The organism is Pseudomonas sp. MPR-R2A5 (assembly GCF_058793055.1).
The window spans coordinates 162642-179052 of record NZ_JBXAFK010000002.1 but is presented as its reverse complement, the minus strand read 5'-3'; the positions used below and the strand labels follow the sequence as shown (position 1 = coordinate 179052).

General features: G+C 63.6%; 15 protein-coding genes. 9 read left to right on the top strand and 6 right to left on the bottom strand.

Features of this window, described 5'->3' with window-relative positions:
• The first annotated feature begins 1 nt into the window (after position 1).
• From AC1Q6I_RS02240 to AC1Q6I_RS02210, 7 genes are all read left to right on the top strand, one after another.
• Entirely contained in the window at positions 2-1012 is a 1011-nt protein-coding gene (locus tag AC1Q6I_RS02240; protein WP_024076360.1) for a branched-chain amino acid ABC transporter permease, read from the top strand.
• A complete protein-coding gene (locus AC1Q6I_RS02235; RefSeq protein ID WP_024076361.1) occupies positions 1009-1758 on the top strand; it encodes an ABC transporter ATP-binding protein in 750 nt (249 codons plus the stop codon). Before AC1Q6I_RS02240 ends, AC1Q6I_RS02235 begins: the two co-directional genes overlap by 4 nt.
• A complete protein-coding gene (locus AC1Q6I_RS02230; protein ID WP_102625212.1) occupies positions 1758-2453 on the top strand; it encodes an ABC transporter ATP-binding protein in 696 nt (231 codons plus the stop codon). Before AC1Q6I_RS02235 ends, AC1Q6I_RS02230 begins: the two co-directional genes overlap by 1 nt.
• 13 nt (positions 2454-2466) lie before the next feature.
• The gene (locus AC1Q6I_RS02225) at positions 2467-3735 is read left to right on the top strand and encodes a Zn-dependent hydrolase (RefSeq protein ID WP_102625211.1); all 1269 of its coding nucleotides are present in this window, start codon (positions 2467-2469) and stop codon (positions 3733-3735) included.
• The gene (locus tag AC1Q6I_RS02220) at positions 3732-5138 is read left to right on the top strand and encodes an amidase (protein WP_024076364.1); all 1407 of its coding nucleotides are present in this window, start codon (positions 3732-3734) and stop codon (positions 5136-5138) included. The genes AC1Q6I_RS02225 and AC1Q6I_RS02220 overlap by 4 nt, the downstream gene beginning before the upstream one ends.
• Positions 5139-5286: 148 nt before the next feature.
• On the top strand, positions 5287-6150 hold the full coding sequence (locus AC1Q6I_RS02215; RefSeq protein ID WP_024076365.1) for a LysR family transcriptional regulator: 864 nt from the start codon (positions 5287-5289) through the stop codon (positions 6148-6150).
• Positions 6151-6208: 58 nt separating this feature from the next.
• The gene (locus tag AC1Q6I_RS02210; RefSeq protein WP_102625210.1) at positions 6209-7213 is read left to right on the top strand and encodes a LacI family DNA-binding transcriptional regulator; all 1005 of its coding nucleotides are present in this window, start codon (positions 6209-6211) and stop codon (positions 7211-7213) included.
• On the opposite strand, the gene AC1Q6I_RS02205 is transcribed toward AC1Q6I_RS02210, so the two are convergent.
• From AC1Q6I_RS02205 to AC1Q6I_RS02180, 6 genes are all read right to left on the bottom strand, one after another.
• Positions 7210-7935 carry an SDR family oxidoreductase gene (locus AC1Q6I_RS02205; protein ID WP_102625209.1) on the bottom strand — a complete coding sequence of 242 codons (726 nt, stop codon included), beginning with the start codon at positions 7933-7935 and terminating at the stop codon, positions 7210-7212. The two genes, AC1Q6I_RS02210 and AC1Q6I_RS02205, sit on opposite strands and share 4 nt — an antisense overlap.
• A 383-nt stretch (positions 7936-8318) precedes the next feature.
• Positions 8319-9851 carry an FGGY-family carbohydrate kinase gene (locus AC1Q6I_RS02200; protein ID WP_102625332.1) on the bottom strand — a complete coding sequence of 511 codons (1533 nt, stop codon included), beginning with the start codon at positions 9849-9851 and terminating at the stop codon, positions 8319-8321.
• Position 9852: 1 nt separating this feature from the next.
• Positions 9853-10932: an alcohol dehydrogenase catalytic domain-containing protein gene (locus AC1Q6I_RS02195; RefSeq protein WP_069076627.1), complete on the bottom strand. Its 1080-nt coding sequence runs from the start codon at positions 10930-10932 to the stop codon at positions 9853-9855.
• Between the two features lie 27 nt (positions 10933-10959).
• Positions 10960-11952: an ABC transporter permease gene (locus AC1Q6I_RS02190; RefSeq protein ID WP_024076370.1), complete on the bottom strand. Its 993-nt coding sequence runs from the start codon at positions 11950-11952 to the stop codon at positions 10960-10962.
• Positions 11918-13426: a sugar ABC transporter ATP-binding protein gene (locus AC1Q6I_RS02185; RefSeq protein WP_102625331.1), complete on the bottom strand. Its 1509-nt coding sequence runs from the start codon at positions 13424-13426 to the stop codon at positions 11918-11920. The genes AC1Q6I_RS02190 and AC1Q6I_RS02185 overlap by 35 nt, the downstream gene beginning before the upstream one ends.
• A gap of 64 nt (positions 13427-13490) precedes the next feature.
• Entirely contained in the window at positions 13491-14414 is a 924-nt protein-coding gene (locus AC1Q6I_RS02180; RefSeq protein ID WP_102625330.1) for a substrate-binding domain-containing protein, read from the bottom strand.
• A 215-nt stretch (positions 14415-14629) separates the two neighbouring features.
• Here AC1Q6I_RS02180 and AC1Q6I_RS02175 point away from each other — a divergent pair, with 215 nt between their 5' ends.
• Entirely contained in the window at positions 14630-15307 is a 678-nt protein-coding gene (locus AC1Q6I_RS02175; RefSeq protein WP_024076373.1) for a sterol desaturase family protein, read from the top strand.
• Positions 15304-16401 carry an SMP-30/gluconolactonase/LRE family protein gene (locus tag AC1Q6I_RS02170; protein ID WP_102625329.1) on the top strand — a complete coding sequence of 366 codons (1098 nt, stop codon included), beginning with the start codon at positions 15304-15306 and terminating at the stop codon, positions 16399-16401. The genes AC1Q6I_RS02175 and AC1Q6I_RS02170 overlap by 4 nt, the downstream gene beginning before the upstream one ends.
• The last annotated feature ends 10 nt before the right edge of the window (positions 16402-16411 follow it).

Below are 16411 nucleotides of genomic sequence, written 5' to 3'. Positions count from 1 at the left end.
CATGAGCGAGAAAAACCCCCTGCCGTTTGCCAAGACCCAGTCACGCGCCATGCTCCTGTGGGTGCTGGCGGTGTTGATCGGCCTGCCGTTGATCCTACCTTCGGCGACCCTGGCCACCGAGATCCTGATCTTTGCCATGGCAGCCCTGGCCTGCAACCTGTTGCTCGGCTACACCGGCCTGTTGTCGTTTGGCCAAGGCATCTTCTTCGGGGCCGGCGCCTATTGCGCGGCGCTGCTGATGATCCACTTGCACCTGGGCCTGTTCGTCGCCCTGCTGGGGGCTGCCATCGCCGGTGGTTTCCTCGCGTTGCTGGTGGGCGCCCTGGCGATCCGGCGCACCGGGATCTACTTCGTGATGCTGACGTTGGCCTTCAGCCAGATGGCCTACTTCGTTGCCTACACCTTGAGCGACTGGACCGGCGGCGACAACGGCCTGCTCAGCGTGCCGCGCCCGGAGATCCGTATCGGTGACACCGTGCTGCTGTCATTGGCTGACGCGCGAGCGTTCTACGCCTTCGTCGCGGTGCTGTTCCTGCTGATCTTTATCGGCGCGCGCCGAGTGATCGCCTCACCGTTCGGCAGCACGCTGATGGCGATCCGCGAAAACGAAACCCGTGCCTCGGCCATCGGCTACGACACCCGCCACTTCAAGATCCTGGTGTTCGTGCTGTCCGGCGCGGTCACCGGGATTGCCGGGGCGCTGTACGCCATGTTGCTGCACTTTGTGCCGCTGTCGAACATCGACCTGGCGATGTCCGAGAACATCCTGATCATGACCATCGTCGGCGGTACCGGCTCGCTGTTCGGTTCATTGCTGGGTGCCGGCTCCATCGTGCTGCTGGGGGACTTCCTTTCCGACCTGTGGCCGCGCTGGCTGATGCTGCTGGGGGTGATCCTGATCCTGGTGGTGATCTTCATGCGCGGGGGGTTGTGGGGCGGCCTGGCGTCGCTGTTCGAGAAAGTGCGCGGCCGTCGCAAAGCGGCCATCGTCGCCAAGGAGCAAGGGCTATGAGCATCCTGTTGGAAACCAAGGACCTGGAGCTGGCCTACGGCGCGTTCCATGCGGTCAACGGCGTCAACCTCAAGGTCGAAGCCGGCACCATCCATACCATCATCGGCCCCAACGGCGCGGGCAAGACCAGCCTGTTCCACTGCCTGACCGGCGAACGCCAGGCCACCGCCGGAGCCATCCACTTCGACGGCCACCCCCTGATGCGCAAACCGGCCCACGCCCGTGTCGGCCTGGGCATGGCGCGCTCGTTCCAGCTCACCAGCCTGTTCCAGAACCTCAGCGTGCGCGAAAACCTGCGCCTGGCCGCCCAAGGCCGCGACGGTGCGCGCGCCTTGAACTTCTGGCGCCACGTCGACAACCAGCGCGAACACCGGGAGATGGCCGACCAGGTGCTCGAACGCCTGCAACTCACCGCGCGCGCCGAGACCTTGGCCGGCGAGTTGTCCCACGGCCAGCAACGGGTGCTGGAAGTGGGTATGTCGATCTGCTCCAAACCCAAACTGTTGATGCTCGACGAACCCACTTCGGGCATGGGCATCGACGATATCCCGATCATGACCCAACTGATCAGCGACCTGGGCCGCGACCATACGGTGCTGTTGATCGAACACAACATGAGCATCGTCATGTCCATCAGCCAACGCATCACCGTTATGAGCCACGGCCAGATCCTGGTGGAAGGCACGCCGGAGTTCGTGCGCGCCGATGAACGTGTACGCACCGCTTACCTGGGGGAGGCTGCCTGATGCTGATCGTCGAGAATATCCACTCCTACTACGACAAAAGCCACGTGCTCGAAGGCGTGTCGCTGAGGGTCAACCCCGGCGAACTGGTGACCCTGCTGGGCCGCAACGGCGCCGGCAAGACCACCACCTTGCGCAGCATCCTCGGCATCATTTGCCCGCGCCAGGGCCAGATCCACTTCAATGGCCACGCGCTGGTGGGGCAGAAGATCTTTGAAATCGCGCGCCAGGGCTTGGCGCTGGTGCCGGAAAACCGCGGGATCTTTCGCCTGCTCAGCGTTGAGGAAAACCTGCGCATCGCCACGCGCAAGACCAGCCGCTGGCAGCTGGAAGATGTGTACGGCATGTTCCCGCGCCTCAAGGAACGGCGCAAAAACGCCGGCCACGCCTTGTCCGGCGGCGAGCAACAGATGCTCGCCATCGCCCGCGCCCTGCTTAACGACCCCAAGCTGCTGATCCTCGACGAGCCCACCGAAGGCCTGGCCCCGGTGATCGTCGACGAGCTGGTGAAGATCCTGCGCAAGGTCAAGGACGACGGCCTGCCGGTGCTGCTGGTGGAACAGAACCTGATGGTCTGCGACAAGCTCGCCGACCGCCATTACGTGCTCGAACAAGGCCGCGTGGTGTACGAAGGCAGCGCTGCAGACTTCCGCGCCGACCCGACAATCAAGAATCGCTACCTGGCCCTGAGCGCCTGACCGGAGTACGAAGATGAATAGCTTTGCCCAACCGCTCCAGAGCAATGCCCCGCTGATCAACCGCGACCGCCTGTGGCAATCGCTGATGGACCTGGCCCAGCTCGGCGCCACCGTCAAGGGCGGCGTCTGCCGCCTGGCCCTCACCGACCTGGATCGCCAGGCCCGTGACCTGTTCGTGCAATGGTGCGAGGCGGCCGGGTGCAGCGTCAGTGTCGACGCCATCGGCAATATTTTCGCGCGTCGCCCTGGCCTCAATCCCGCCCTGCCACCGGTGATGACCGGCAGCCATATCGACACCCAGCCCACCGGTGGCAAGTTCGATGGTTGCTACGGGGTGATGGCGGGCCTTGAAGTGATCCGCACCCTGAATGACCTGAAGATCGAGACCCAAGCGCCGATTGAAGTGGTGGTGTGGACCAACGAAGAAGGCTCGCGCTTTCCGCCGTGCATGATGGGCTCCGGGGTATTTGCCGGTAAGTTCGACTTGCAGGACACCCTCGACAAGCAGGACGAGCAAGGCCTGTCGGTGGGCGCCGAGTTGCAGCGCATCGGCTATGCCGGTGCCCGCGCGGTGTCGGGTCACCCGGTCGGTGCGTATTTCGAAGCGCATATCGAACAGGGCCCGGTGCTGGAAGACCAGGCCATTACCCTTGGCGTGGTGATGGGTTGCCTGGGCCAGAAGTGGTTCGACCTGACCCTCACCGGCGTCGAAGCCCACGCGGGCCCGACGCCCATGCACCTGCGCAAGGACGCCCTGGTGGGCGCCGCCGAGGTCGTCAGCGCAGTCAACCGCATCGCCCATCAACAACAACCCCACGCCTGCGGCACGGTCGGTTGCCTGAGCCTGCACCCCGGTTCGCGTAATGTGATTCCCGGCCAGGTGCAGATGACCATCGACCTGCGCCACCTGCATGCCGACAAGCTGCAAGCCATGGTCGATGAAGTGCGTGGCGTGATCGAAACCACCGCCGCCACACACGGCCTGAGCTACGAGTTGACCCCCACCGCCGACTTCCCACCCCTGGACTTCCACCCGGCCTGCGTCAACGCCGTGCGCGACGCCGCCAGCGCCTTGGGCCTGAGCCATATGGACATCGTCAGCGGTGCCGGGCATGACGCGATCTTTGTCGCCGAACTCGGCCCGGCCGGGATGATTTTCGTGCCGTGCGAAGGCGGCATCAGCCACAACGAAATCGAAAACGCCGCGCCGGATGACCTGGCAGCGGGCTGCGCGGTGTTGCTACGCGCCATGGTCAATGCGGCACAGGGGGATCAGCCATGAGTGAGATGGGCCAACTGACGGCGGTGCAACTGCTGGCGCATTTTCGCGATAAGAGCCTGTCACCGGTTGAAGTGACCGAAGACGCGCTGCTGCGCATCGAGCGCTACAACCCGGTGGTGAACGCCTACTGCCATGTCGACCCCGAGGGCGCGCTGCATGCAGCGCGGGCTTCGGAAGAACGTTGGTTCAAGGGCGAACCCTGCGGCGCGCTGGACGGCGTACCGGCGTCGATCAAGGACCTCACGCTGACGATCGGCATGCCCACCCGCAAGGGCTCGCGTACGTCTAGCGCCGAGGGACCGTGGGACGTCGACGCGCCCTTCCCGGCCTTTATGCGCAAGGCCGGCGCGGTGCTGCTGGGCAAGACCACCACCCCGGAATTCGGCTGGAAAGGCGTCACCGACAACCCGCTGTACGGCATCACACGCAACCCGTGGGACACGCGCACCACGGCGGGCGGGTCTTCCGGCGGCGCGGGCGCGGCGGCGGCGTTGAACCTGGGCGTGCTGCACCAGGGCAGCGATGCGGGCGGTTCGATCCGCATTCCCTGTGCATTTACCGGGACGTTCGGGATCAAGCCGACCTTCGGCTACGTGCCGCAGTGGCCGGCCAGTTCCATGACGATCTTGTCCCACCTGGGGCCGATGACCCGCACCGTGGAAGACAGCGTACTGATGCTGCAAACCGTGGCGCAGCCGGATGCGCGGGATGGCCTGATCGGCGCGCCGAGGACCACGCCATGGTTGGCGGGGGCGATGGACTTGAAGGGCCTGCGCGTGGCCTACAGCCCCACGTTCGGCTATGTGAACGTCGATCCCCAGGTGGCCAGCGTGGTCGCCCAGGCGGTTCGAGGCCTGGAGCAATTGGGCGCCCATGTCGAGCAGATCGATCCAGGCTTCAGTGACCCGCTGGAGGTGTTCAGCACTTTATGGGCGGCTGGCGCCGCCCGCCTGACCGGCTCGATGAGCGATGCGCAAAAACAGCTGCTGGACCCCGGCCTGCTGCGTATCGCGCAACGCGGCGTGCAGTTGAGCCTGGAGGACTTCAACGCCGCGCTCGAAGCCCGGGCGGCGCTGGTGGCAAGGATGGCAGCGTTCCACGAGCACTACGATGTGCTGGTGTCGCCGATGATGCCGATCACCGCGTTCGAGGCCGGGCACGACGTACCGCCAGGCTCCGGGATGCAGGCATGGACGCAGTGGACGCCCTTCACCTACCCCTTCAACCTGACGCAGCAACCAGCCGCGTCGGTGCCGTGCGGGCTGGCGGCGAATGGCCTGCCGGTGGGGTTGCACGTGGTCGCGGCGCGGTTTGCCGATGAGACGGTGTTGCGGGTTTGCCAGGCATATGCCAAGGCATTCCCTACCGATCATCTGCCAGCCCCGATCACCGGAGTAGCGTAGATCCAACTGTGGGAGGAGGCTTGCTCCCGATGAGGGTGTGCCAGAAGCCGATCGGTCAACTGACACACTGCAATCGGGAGCAAGCCCCCTCCCACAGTTCTTGATCGCATTCCACTACAATAGTCCCCCATTCATCCCTGGGGGCTTCATGGACATCGAACTGGCACGCACCTTCCTCGAAATCTCCCGCTGCGGCAGCCTCGCCGCCGCCGCCGAGAAACTGCACGTCACCCAGACCGCCATCACCGCCCGCGTGAAAAACCTGGAAAGCCAGCTGGGCAGTACGCTGTTTGTACGCAACCGCGCCGGCGCGCGCCTGACCGCCGATGGCGAGGCGTTTGTGGTGTATGCCAACCAGTTGCTGCAAACCTGGGAAGCCGCGCGGCGCGATCTGCCGTTGCCGGATGGCTACCGCAACGTGTTGCATATCGGTGGCGAAGTCAGCCTGTGCAACCCATTGATGCTCGGCTGGGCCCAGGCCCTGCGCGAACACATCCCCGGGTATGCCCTGCGCACCGAAATCCGCGAAGGCGAGTACCTGTTGCGCCAGCTAGAGCTGGGCGTACTCGACGCCGCGCTGGTGTTCCAGCCGCAATACTGGCCGGGGTTGCAGGTGGAGCAGGTGCTGGAGGAAAAACTGATCCTGGTGCAACGGGTGAGTCAGCCGGACCCGTATGTGTATATCGACTGGGGCCCGGGTTTTCGCCAGCAGCATGACGCCGCCCTGCCCGACAAGGCCCGCGCCGCCTTGAGTTTCAACTTGGGGCCGCTGGCGTTGCAGTACATCCTGGAGCACGGCGGCGCGGGGTACTTCCGCACGCGGGTGGTGCAGAGCTACCTCGACAGCGGCGTGATGCAACGCGTGCCGAAGGCGCCGGAGTTCAGCTTCCCGACATTCCTGGTGTACTCGCGAGCGCGGGATTCGGCCGTATTGCAGCAGGCGCTGGGGTTGCTGCGTGAGGTGGTCAAGGCCGAAAGCGACTGGTCGCAACGCTGGGACCCGTTGATTTGAGTCACCAACCACCGCCGTGCATGCTAGCCTGCGGGTGTTTCCTTTTGCAGCCTTACCGATGAACAAGAAAAAGTCCGTCACCATCAGCGACATCGCCAAACGGGTCAACATGACGACCATCACGGTGTCTCGGGCGCTGAACAAACCCGACCAGGTCAAGCCCGCGACCCTGGCGCGCATTCTCGAAGTGGCGCGGGAGCTGGACTACGTGCCCAACGCCTTCGCCCGCGGGCTCAAGCGCAGTGAAAGCCTGATCATCGGCGTGATCACGGCGTCGGTCGACAACCCGTTCTACAGCGAGATGATCAAGGCGATTTCCCGCGAGGCCAAACAGCACGGCTATACGATCATGCTGGTGGACACCGATGAGCTGGCAGAGCTGGAAAGCAAGGCGGTGGACACCCTGCTCGGCTACCGCGTGGCGGGGATTATCCTGTCGCCGGTGTCCGATGAGCCGAGCTACCAACCCGACTACCTGGAGCGCCTGGGCAACGGCAAGACCCCGGTGGTGCTGCTCGATCGCACGATCCACAACAGCCCGTTCAGCCGTGTGGTGCTCGACAACTACCACAGCGGCATCCAGGCCGCGCATTACCTGTTGCGCCAGACCCCTGACCTCAAGCGCCTGCTGGTGCTGACCGGCCCCGAGCATTCACGCATCACCGTCGAGCGCCTCAAGGGCCTGCGCGAAGTGCTGGCCGAACACCCGCAGGTGCAGGTCGAGGTGCAGGCCGGCGACTACACGCTGATGCCCTCCTACCTGCACACCCTCGACTACCTTGCCGAACATTCGGCGCCGGACGCGATCATGGGCTTCAACCAATTGATCACCCTCGGTGCCCTGCGCGCGCTGCGCATGCACAACATCCCCCATGACAGCCTGACCATCTGCGGCATCGACCGGCTGCCCTTCGCCGATATCTTCGGCGTGCCGATCGCCTGCGTCGCCCACGACGCCTCCCTGGCCGGCAGCAGCGCGGTACGCCTGCTGCTCGACCGCCTGGAAGACCCATACAAGCCACGGGACAAGGTGGTTATCGCCGGCCGGCTGGAGAACGGCTAGCGGCTGGTGTAGCCACCGTCGATCGGCAGGCTGACACCGCTGATCATGCTGGCCGCGCGGCTCAACAGGAACAGCACCGGCAACGCCACTTCCACGGTTTGCGCAAACCGCCCCAAGGGGATCGCCGCCAGCGCCGGGTCGCGCTTGGCCGGCTCGGACCAGGCCATGGTCGCCATTGGCGTGAGCGTCACCGTGGGGTTGACGCTGTTGACGCGAATACCGAAGCGGCCCCATTCGGCGCACTGCACGCGGGTGATCGCATCCAGTGCGGCCTTGGAGGCGCAGTAGCCGAGGTGGTCGTCCAGCGCCACCAGCGACGCCTGGCTGGACACATTGACGATACTGCCGGCGATCTTCGCCGCGATCATCTTCGCCGCCACGCGGCTGGCGACCTGGGCCGCGGCACGGGCGTTGACCTGCATCACCTGGTCGAAGGCGTCGGCGCTGATAGCCGCGGCGGGTTCCAGGCGTGAAATACCGGCACAGTTGACCAGGCCGTGCAGGGGCGGCAGGTCTTGCAGCGCGTTATCCAGGGCGGCGCTGTCGGCGATGTCCAGGCACAGGGTTTGGCAGCCGAGTTGAGACAGGGCTTGGGCGTCGCGGCCAAGGGCAATCACTTCGGCGCCGCTGTTGATGAGTTGCAGGGCGATTTCGCGGCCGATACCGCTGCTGGCGCCGGTGACGAGGATGCGCTGGTGGGTGAAGTCGAAGGTGGCTTGCATGAATGAAATTCCCAAAAACAATGAAGATCCGCTGTGGGAGGGGGCAAGCCCCCTCATATAAAAAACAAAATAACTTATTGATTGTTAAGGATTAAAACTCCAGCTGGATGACCGCATTTTTGTGGCAGGCGAGCTATTTTTTGTGGCGAGCGGGCTTGCCTGTGGTAATGAGCGGGCTTGTTGTGGCGAGCGGGCTTGCCCCGCGTTGGGCTGCGCAGCAGCCCCAGTAAGATCACCGCGTTTTTTCAGACCAAACGCGGTGCGGGATTTGGGGCTGCTGCGCAGCCCAACGCGGGGCAAGCCCGCTCGCCACAGTAAGCCCCCTCGCCACAGTAAGCCCCCTCACCACAGCAAGCCCGCTCGCCACAGGGGTGGTCGGATGTTCAGTGGGCTTGCAGGCCGTGCATGACGGGCTTCAGGGCCGGATACAGCTTCAGGTACTCGGCGAACGCGCGGTCATAGGCCTCGACGTTTTCCACCTTCGGCTCCGCCCGCAATTGCAGTTGCACCCACCCCTTCGCCATCTCCCCATCACTCACCAACCCCACCGTATGCGCCGCCAGCAACGCCGCGCCGAGGGCCGCTTCCACTTCCTGGACGATGGTGTACACCGGGTAGCGCGTGACGTCCGCGATGATCTGCATCCACAAATCCGAATGGCTCGCCCCACCCACCACAATCAAGCGCGGGTCCAGGGAGTGCGCGCCACGGGTGCCGGCCTCGATGTTGTGGCGCAGGGCGAAACTCACCCCTTCCAGGACCGCGCGGTACAGGTGAATGCGGCTGTGGTACAGGTTGAGCCCGACAAAACTGCCACTGGCGCGGTCGTCCCAGACCGGGCTGCGTTCGCCCATCAGGTAGGGCAAAAACAGCAAGCCTTCACTGCCCGCCGGGATCTTCATCGCGCGTTCTTCCAGCAATACCAGGCTGTCCTGGCCGGTGGCCCGGGCCTGTTGCTCCTCGGCCTGGCAGAACTGCTCGCGAAACCAGCTGACCGACGCCCCGGCGGTGATTGCGCCGCCGAAGATGTACAGGTCGCGTTGGCCGTTGTAGACATGGGGAAAACTCACCAGGCCGTGGTGCGCATCCACCTGCTGGTTCAGATAGCCCCAGCACATGCTGGTGCCGATCATCGCCACGTGGTTGCCCGGCTGTGTCACCCCAGCGGCCAGGGTTGCCATGGCCGCATCCACCCCGCCGGCGAGGACCGGCATACCGGCCGCCAAGCCCAATCGCGTGGCCCAGGCGTCCCGCAGTTCGCCGACCACTTCGCCGGAATACACCAACCGTTCGGGCATCATCGCCAGGGGGATACCCAGCGCGGCAAGCATCTCCCGCGACCAGCCCCGCTGTGCCACGTCATACACCCCGCCCATGTTGCCGGCGCTGCTATGGTCCACCGCCAGTTCACCGGTCAGGCACCAGTTGATATAGCTGTTGGGTGGCAGCAAGTAACGGGTGTCAGCCCACACTTCGGGCTGGTGCTGCTTGAGCCAGAGCATCTTGGTGAAGCCGTAGTAGCTGTCTACCGAATTGCCGGTGACCGCGTACAGACGCGCCAAATCAACGTGCTCACGCACCCACGCCACCTGCTCGCCGGCACGCCGGTCCATCCAGATCAGGCAGGGGTGCAGCGGCGTGATCTGCGCATCCACCGCAATCCCCGAACCACCGTACAGGCTGCTGATACACAGGGCCTTGACCTGTTCTTTCGCAACCCCGGCCTTGGCCATGCACTGCGCAACGCAGGCCTCGACCGCGTCCAACCACACCTGTGGCCACTGCTCGGCCCAGCGCACTTTCGGGGTATCCACGCGATACCCCTGGCTGTGCTGGGCGATGATCGTGCCTTGAGCATCCACCAGCAGCGCCTTGGTACTCTGGGTTCCAATGTCGACGCCCATCACGTAGTTCATGTCAAACCACCGGCTTCAACAGCACCTTGATCGACTTGGTCGAGTTGGCCAATTCGAAGGCTTCGGCAAAATCGTCAAGCGGGAAGTCGTGGGTGACGATGCCTTGGGAGGTGACCAGGCCACGCTCGAACAGGTCGATGGCGATCGGGTAGCAATACGGCCCCAGGTGGGCGCCGCGTACGTCCAGTTCCTTGCGGTCACCGATGATCGACCAATCGACGCTGGTCTCGGCACCAAACACGCTGAACTCGACAAACCGCCCGAGCTTGCGGATCAGGTCCAGGCCCTGGGTCACGCCGGCCGGGACGCCGGTGGTCTCGATGTACACGTCGCAGCCGTAGTTGTCGGTCAGGCTGTTGATGATCTCGCGGGCGTTGTCACGGGACGGGTTGATCACCACATCGGCACCGAATGTTTTCGCCAGTTCCAGGCGCTCGTCGACCATGTCGATCACCACCAGTTTCTTCGGGGTTTTCAACGCGGCGACCTGGACCATGCACAGGCCCAGGGTACCGGCGCCGGCGATCACCACCACGTCATCAAGCTGGAGGTCCCCACGGTTCACGGTGTGGATCGAGCAGGCCATCGGTTCCACCAGCGCGGAATCCTCCAGGGACACCGACTCGGGAATCTTGTGCACGATGGCGGTCTTGGGGATGCGCATGTACTGGGCCATGCCGCCTTCGGCCACTTCGCGCTGGAAGCCGAAGATGTTATGCACTTCGCACATCCAGTACTTGCCCGACTTGCAGAAGCGGCACTTGCCACAGGGCACGATCTGCTCGGCGATCACCTTGTCGCCGACGGAGACCTCGAAGTGCTCCTCGGCACCCTCGCCCACCTCGACCACATAGCCAAAAAATTCATGGCCCGGCACCACCGGCGCCTTGACCCAGGGGTTGTCGCCGCCCCAGAACATGGCCGCGCCGGAGTGGCACTTGCAGTCACTGGCGCAGATGCCGCAGGCGGCGATGCGAATCACCAGTTCATTGGGGCGCGCCTGGGGTTTGCCGATGCGTTCCAGGCGATAGTCTTTCGGGCCGTGGCAGACGACGGCTTGCATGTGAGTGTGCTTTTCCATGGTATTGGGTCCTGTGTGGATAGAGGTTTATCGGTGGCGCTGACGGCTGATAAAGATCGCCAGCAAAATGATCCCGCCCTTGATCACGCTCTGGACGTAAGGCGAGACGCCAAGCATGTTCAGTCCGTTATTCAGTACGCCGAGCAGCATCGCGCCGAGCAACGTGCCGACGATCACCCCGCGCCCACCGGCAATCGACGCACCGCCCAGCACCACGGCGGCGATCGCATCCAGCTCGAACGAGACCCCCGCATTCGGCTGGCCGCTCATCAGGCGCGAGGTAAGCACCAGCCCGGCAATCGCGGCCGTCAGCCCGCTGATGGCGTACACCAGCAACTTGAAGCGCGCCGCGCGCACCCCGGACAAGCGCACGGCTTCTTCATTGCCACCGATGGCGTAGATGTAGCGGCCGATGCGCGTGTGTTGCAGCAGCACATAGGCGGCAAAGTAGGTGATCAGCATGATCAGGATCGGCACTTCGATGCCGAACAGGCTCTGGCGACCGAAGAAGCCGAACCACTCCGGCAGCCCGGAAATCGGGTAGCCATCGGTGTACATCAGGCCCAGGCCACGGGCGATGCCCATGGTCGCCAGGGTCACGATGATCGGCGGCATGTGCAGGTAGGCCACGAACAGTCCGTTGCCGATACCGAAGGCCACGCCGACCAGCATGCCGGCGCCAATCGCCAGGCCCGGCGGCAGCCCCGCGACCATCAGGCCGGCGGTCAGGGTGCCGGACAAGGCCATCACCGGCCCCACCGACAAATCGATACCGCCAGTGAGAATCACGCAGGTCATACCCACCGCGATAATCGCGTTGATCGACACCTGGCGAGCGATATTCGACAGGTTGCTGGCCGTGAGGAAGGTGTCGCTGGCCAGGATCATCACCAGGGTCACCACCACCAGCCCCACGAAGGGATAGAACGCCGGCGAGCGCACCAGCTGCGCCAGGTTCAGGCGCAGTCGGCGGGTGTCGACGCTGTTAATGGACGTATTCACTTGAGCCCCCTGTTGCATGGCGCATGACCTCTTGAGGATTGACGGCGCAGCCTTCGAGCAGCTTGACGATGGCGCCTTTGTGGAACACGGCGACGCGGTCGCACATGCCAATGATTTCGGGCAGTTCGGAGGAAATCATGATGATCGCGTAGCCCTGCTCGGTCAGGCTGCGCATCAGCGCGTAGATCTGGGCCTTGGCGCCGACATCGATGCCACGGGTGGGCTCATCGAATACCAGCACGTCGCAGTGGTGGTTGATCCAACGCGCGATCACCACCTTTTGCTGGTTGCCGCTGCTGAGGTTGAACACCCGGCTTTCGCCGCTGGGCGCCTTGATCGACAGCTGGCGCATCAGGTCTTCGACACTGGCGCACTCCTTGGCCTTGTCGATCAGGCCCGAGGCGCCCTGGTACTTGGGCAGGTTGTTCAAGGAGATATTTTCGCGAATGCTGAAATCGGTGATCAGCCCTTCGCTCTTGCGGCTCTCAGGGAGCAGGCCGATACCGTGGGCCAACGCCTGGGCCGGGTCGTCGAGGGTGATTTTCTCGCCTCGCAGCCACACGTCTTTGCTCACCGATGGCAGCGCGCCCATCATGCCCAGGGCCAGTTCAGTGCGGCCCGAGCCCACCAGGCCGGCAAAGCCGAGGATCTCGCCCTTGTGCAGGTTGAAGCGATTACGCGGGCCGTTGCGCACCAGCTGGATGTCCTTGACCTCCAGCAACACCGGGCCACGCTCGCTGCTCGGCTTGGAAGGGAAACTGCATTCCAGGCGGCGGCCCACCATCATTTCCACCAGGCGGTCGATATCGCTGTCGGCCACTTCGGTGACGCCCACATTGGCGCCGTCACGCAGCACGCTGATGCGGTCGCACACCTGAAAGATTTCCTCCAGGTGGTGAGAGATAAAGATCACCGCGACGCCCTGGCGCTTGAGCTCGCGCATGATGTCGAACAGCAGCTCGGCTTCGCTGGGGGTCAACGTCGCGGTCGGTTCATCCAGCACCAGCAGGCGCGCATCCAGGGCCAGGGCCTTGGCGATTTCGACAAACTGCTGCTCGGCCACGCTCAGGTGCTTGACCGCGCACTTCAGGTCAATCGTCACACCGAGGCGCTTGAACAACGCTTCGCACGCCTCGACCATTTCGCGCTTGCGCAGCAGCCCGAAGCGGTTGCTCAGCTCATGGCCGAGGAAGATATTTTCCACCGCCGTGAGGTAGGGGATCAGGCTGAATTCCTGGAACACGATGCCGATGCCCGCGGCAATCGCATCGCGGTAGGTCGCGAAGTGCCGGGGTTGGCCATCGATCAGGATGTGCCCTTCGTCCTGATGTTCGACGCCGCCGAGGATTTTCATCAGGGTCGATTTGCCGGCGCCATTTTCCCCCAGCAACGCGTGAATCTCGCCACGCTCCACCTGCAGGTCGATGGACTTGAGGGCCTGCACACCGGGGTAACGCTTACAGATATTTTCCAGCTTCAGAAGACTGCTCATACCGCCGACCTCGTATTCAGAAGGATGGCCTCAAGCCCCACGACGCACGTGGGGCCTGGGTGATTTACCAGCTGAAGTCCTTGGCCTTGGCCTGGTCGATCAGGGTGATGTCCACTGGAATGGTGGCGGGTACCTGAGCGCCCCACTTCTTCGCCAGGGCGATGCCCAGGGCCAGGCGGATCTGATCGCGGGGGTATTGGGCGGAGGTGGCGATGAACTTGCTGCCGGGTTTCTGGATCGCCTTGATCGCTTCCGGCGCACCGTCGACGCTGACCAGTTTCACGTCCAGGCCACTGGCTTCGATGGCCGAGAGTGCGCCGAGGGAGCCGTTGTCATTCACGCTGAAAATGCCTTTGAGCGTCGGTTGCGCCTGGAGCATGTTCTCGGTGACGGTCAGCGCCTGGTCACGTTCCTGCTTGCCGTTCTGGATGCTGACAATCTTGATGTCCGGGTGCTTGGCCACGGCCTCTTTGCAGCCGCGCACACGCTCGAGGATCGGCACCACGGCGATGCCGTCGAGGATCGCGATATTGCCTTTGTCGCCGATGTTCTTAGCCAGGTATTCACAGGCCTGGAAGCCGGCGTCGAAGTTCTTCGAACCGACGAAGGAATCCAGTGGGCCTTCGGCCTGTGCGTCGACCGCCACGACCACCACGCCGGCAGCGTGGGCGGACTTGACCGCCGATTGCACGCCGACCGAATCCGTAGGGTTGATCAGCAGGATATCGATGCCCTTTTGCAGCATGTCTTCCACGTCACTGACCTGCTTGGACACGTCGTGGCGGGCGTCGGTGATGATCAGTTTCGCGCCGATGGTGGCACCCGCCTCTTCCAGGGCGTTTTTCATGGTGACGAAATAGGGGTTGTTGATTTCCTGGAAGGACGCGCCGATGCGCAGCGGTTTGGCGGCGTCGGCAAAGGCCGGGGAAACGGTACCGAGGGCGATGCTTACAGCCAATAAACACAGGGTTTTCGGAAGCATTTTCATGGCGTGGGTCTCTGTTTTGTTTTTATTGTTAGAGCAAATGTTATCGTTAACATTTTGCGAGAAGCTAGCAAGGAAATCCGGCAGGCGCAAGGGGCCACTGGTCGGGCGCGGTCGAAATATGGGAGGCGGCTTGTTGGAGGTACGCCGCAAAAGCTCGCACAATCTTGAGCACCAACTAAGCTCAGCCTCCAACAAAAAAAATCCGAGCACCCGCCATGGCCCACCCTACCGAGACCTTTCGCGCCCGCTACCGCGCCAATGTCGCGCCCCATTACAACCCCTGGCTGCATGCCGGTTTCGTGTTCGGCTACGGCATCGCCAGCATCCTCCTGGCCTGGTCATCGACGCATCGAATCACCCCGCTGCAATGGCTGACCGTGCCCGCGACCCTGGTGTTCTTCAACCTGTGTATCTACCTGGTGCACCGTCACCTCGGCCATCACAAACATGCCTTGTCACGCCTGTTCTACGCGCGCCACACCGGCGATCACCACAGTTTCTTCACCCCCGGCCACATGACCTACGACAGCCCTCGCGACTGGCGGGTGATCCTGTTCCCCGCCTGGCTGATCGTGCTGCACAGCCTGGCGATCACCCTGCCCGCCTGGTGGCTGCTCAAGCAGTTGAGCCCCAATGTCGCCGGATTGTTTGCTGGCTGCATGATCCTCGGTTATTTGCTTTACGAAGTGTTTCACGCCTGTGAGCACTTGCCCGTCGCACATCCATTGGCACGCCTGCCGTGGATTCGCCAGATGCACCGGTTGCACGCCCTGCACCACCGTCGCGAGCTGATGCAGGGGCGCAACTTCAATATTGTCTTGCCGCTGATGGATTACCTGTTCGGCACCCTGCATTGGGAACCGAACCCCCACGACAACCAGGAACCGTCATGAGTACCCGCCCCAAAAAACTGCGCCACCTGTTGTTTGTGCTGCTCCTGGCAGTGATCGCCTTTCTGCTGTTGATGCCCACCCCAGTACAACCGGTGAACTGGGTCCCCCCCAAGGCGCCCTCGCTGAAAGACGGCCCCTACGCCGAAAACCAGCGCCTCAAGGGCGTACAAAAAATCGGTGCCCAAGACATCGACGGGCCCGAGGCCCTGCTGCTGGATGCCCAGGGCTATCTGATCAGCGGGTTGCATGACGGGCGCATCATCCGCACCTCGCCCGACAGCCGCAGCCTGGAAGTGCTGGCCAATACCGGCGGGCGCCCACTGGGCATAGCGCTGCACCCGGATGGGCGCTTGATCATCGCCGATGGGGTCAAGGGCCTGCTGGCATTGGACCGCAATCGCCAGATCACCACCCTGAGCACTGCGGCCAATGGCGTGCCGTTCGGGTTTACCGATGACGTGAGCGTGGACGCCAGCGGGCGCTACGCGTACTTCAGCGATGCTTCGAGCCGCTGGGGCTACGGGCAGGACGGTGAAGCCGTGATCGAGCATGGCGGCGACGGGCGGTTGCTGCGTTACGACTTCAGCAACGCCCGCACCGAGGTGTTGCTCGACCAACTGCAATTCGCCAACGGCGTGGCCCTGGGGCCGGATGAACGCTACGTGCTGGTGAATGAGACCGGTGCCTACCGCATCAGCCGTTACTGGCTCAAGGGCGACCGCGCCGGCAGCCATGACCTGTTTATCGACAACCTGCCCGGCCTGCCGGACAACCTCAGTTTCAATGGCCAGGACCGCTTCTGGGTCGCGCTGTATTCGCCGCGCAATCCGTTGCTGGACAGCTTTGCCGGCTACCCGCTGCTGCGCAAGGTGATGGTGCGCGCGCTGATGGTGGTGCCCAAGCCCATCGAGCGCAAAGCCTTTGTGCTGGGGCTGGATACCGAGGGCAAGGTCATCGCTAATTTGCAGGATGGCAGCGCGGGCAACTACTCACCGATCACCACCGCGCGGGAGTATGGCGACTGGTTGTACCTGGGCTCGTTGAAGAATACGAGCATGGCGCGCTTGCCGTTGAAACTGGCGTTGGCGCCATAACGCAAACAGG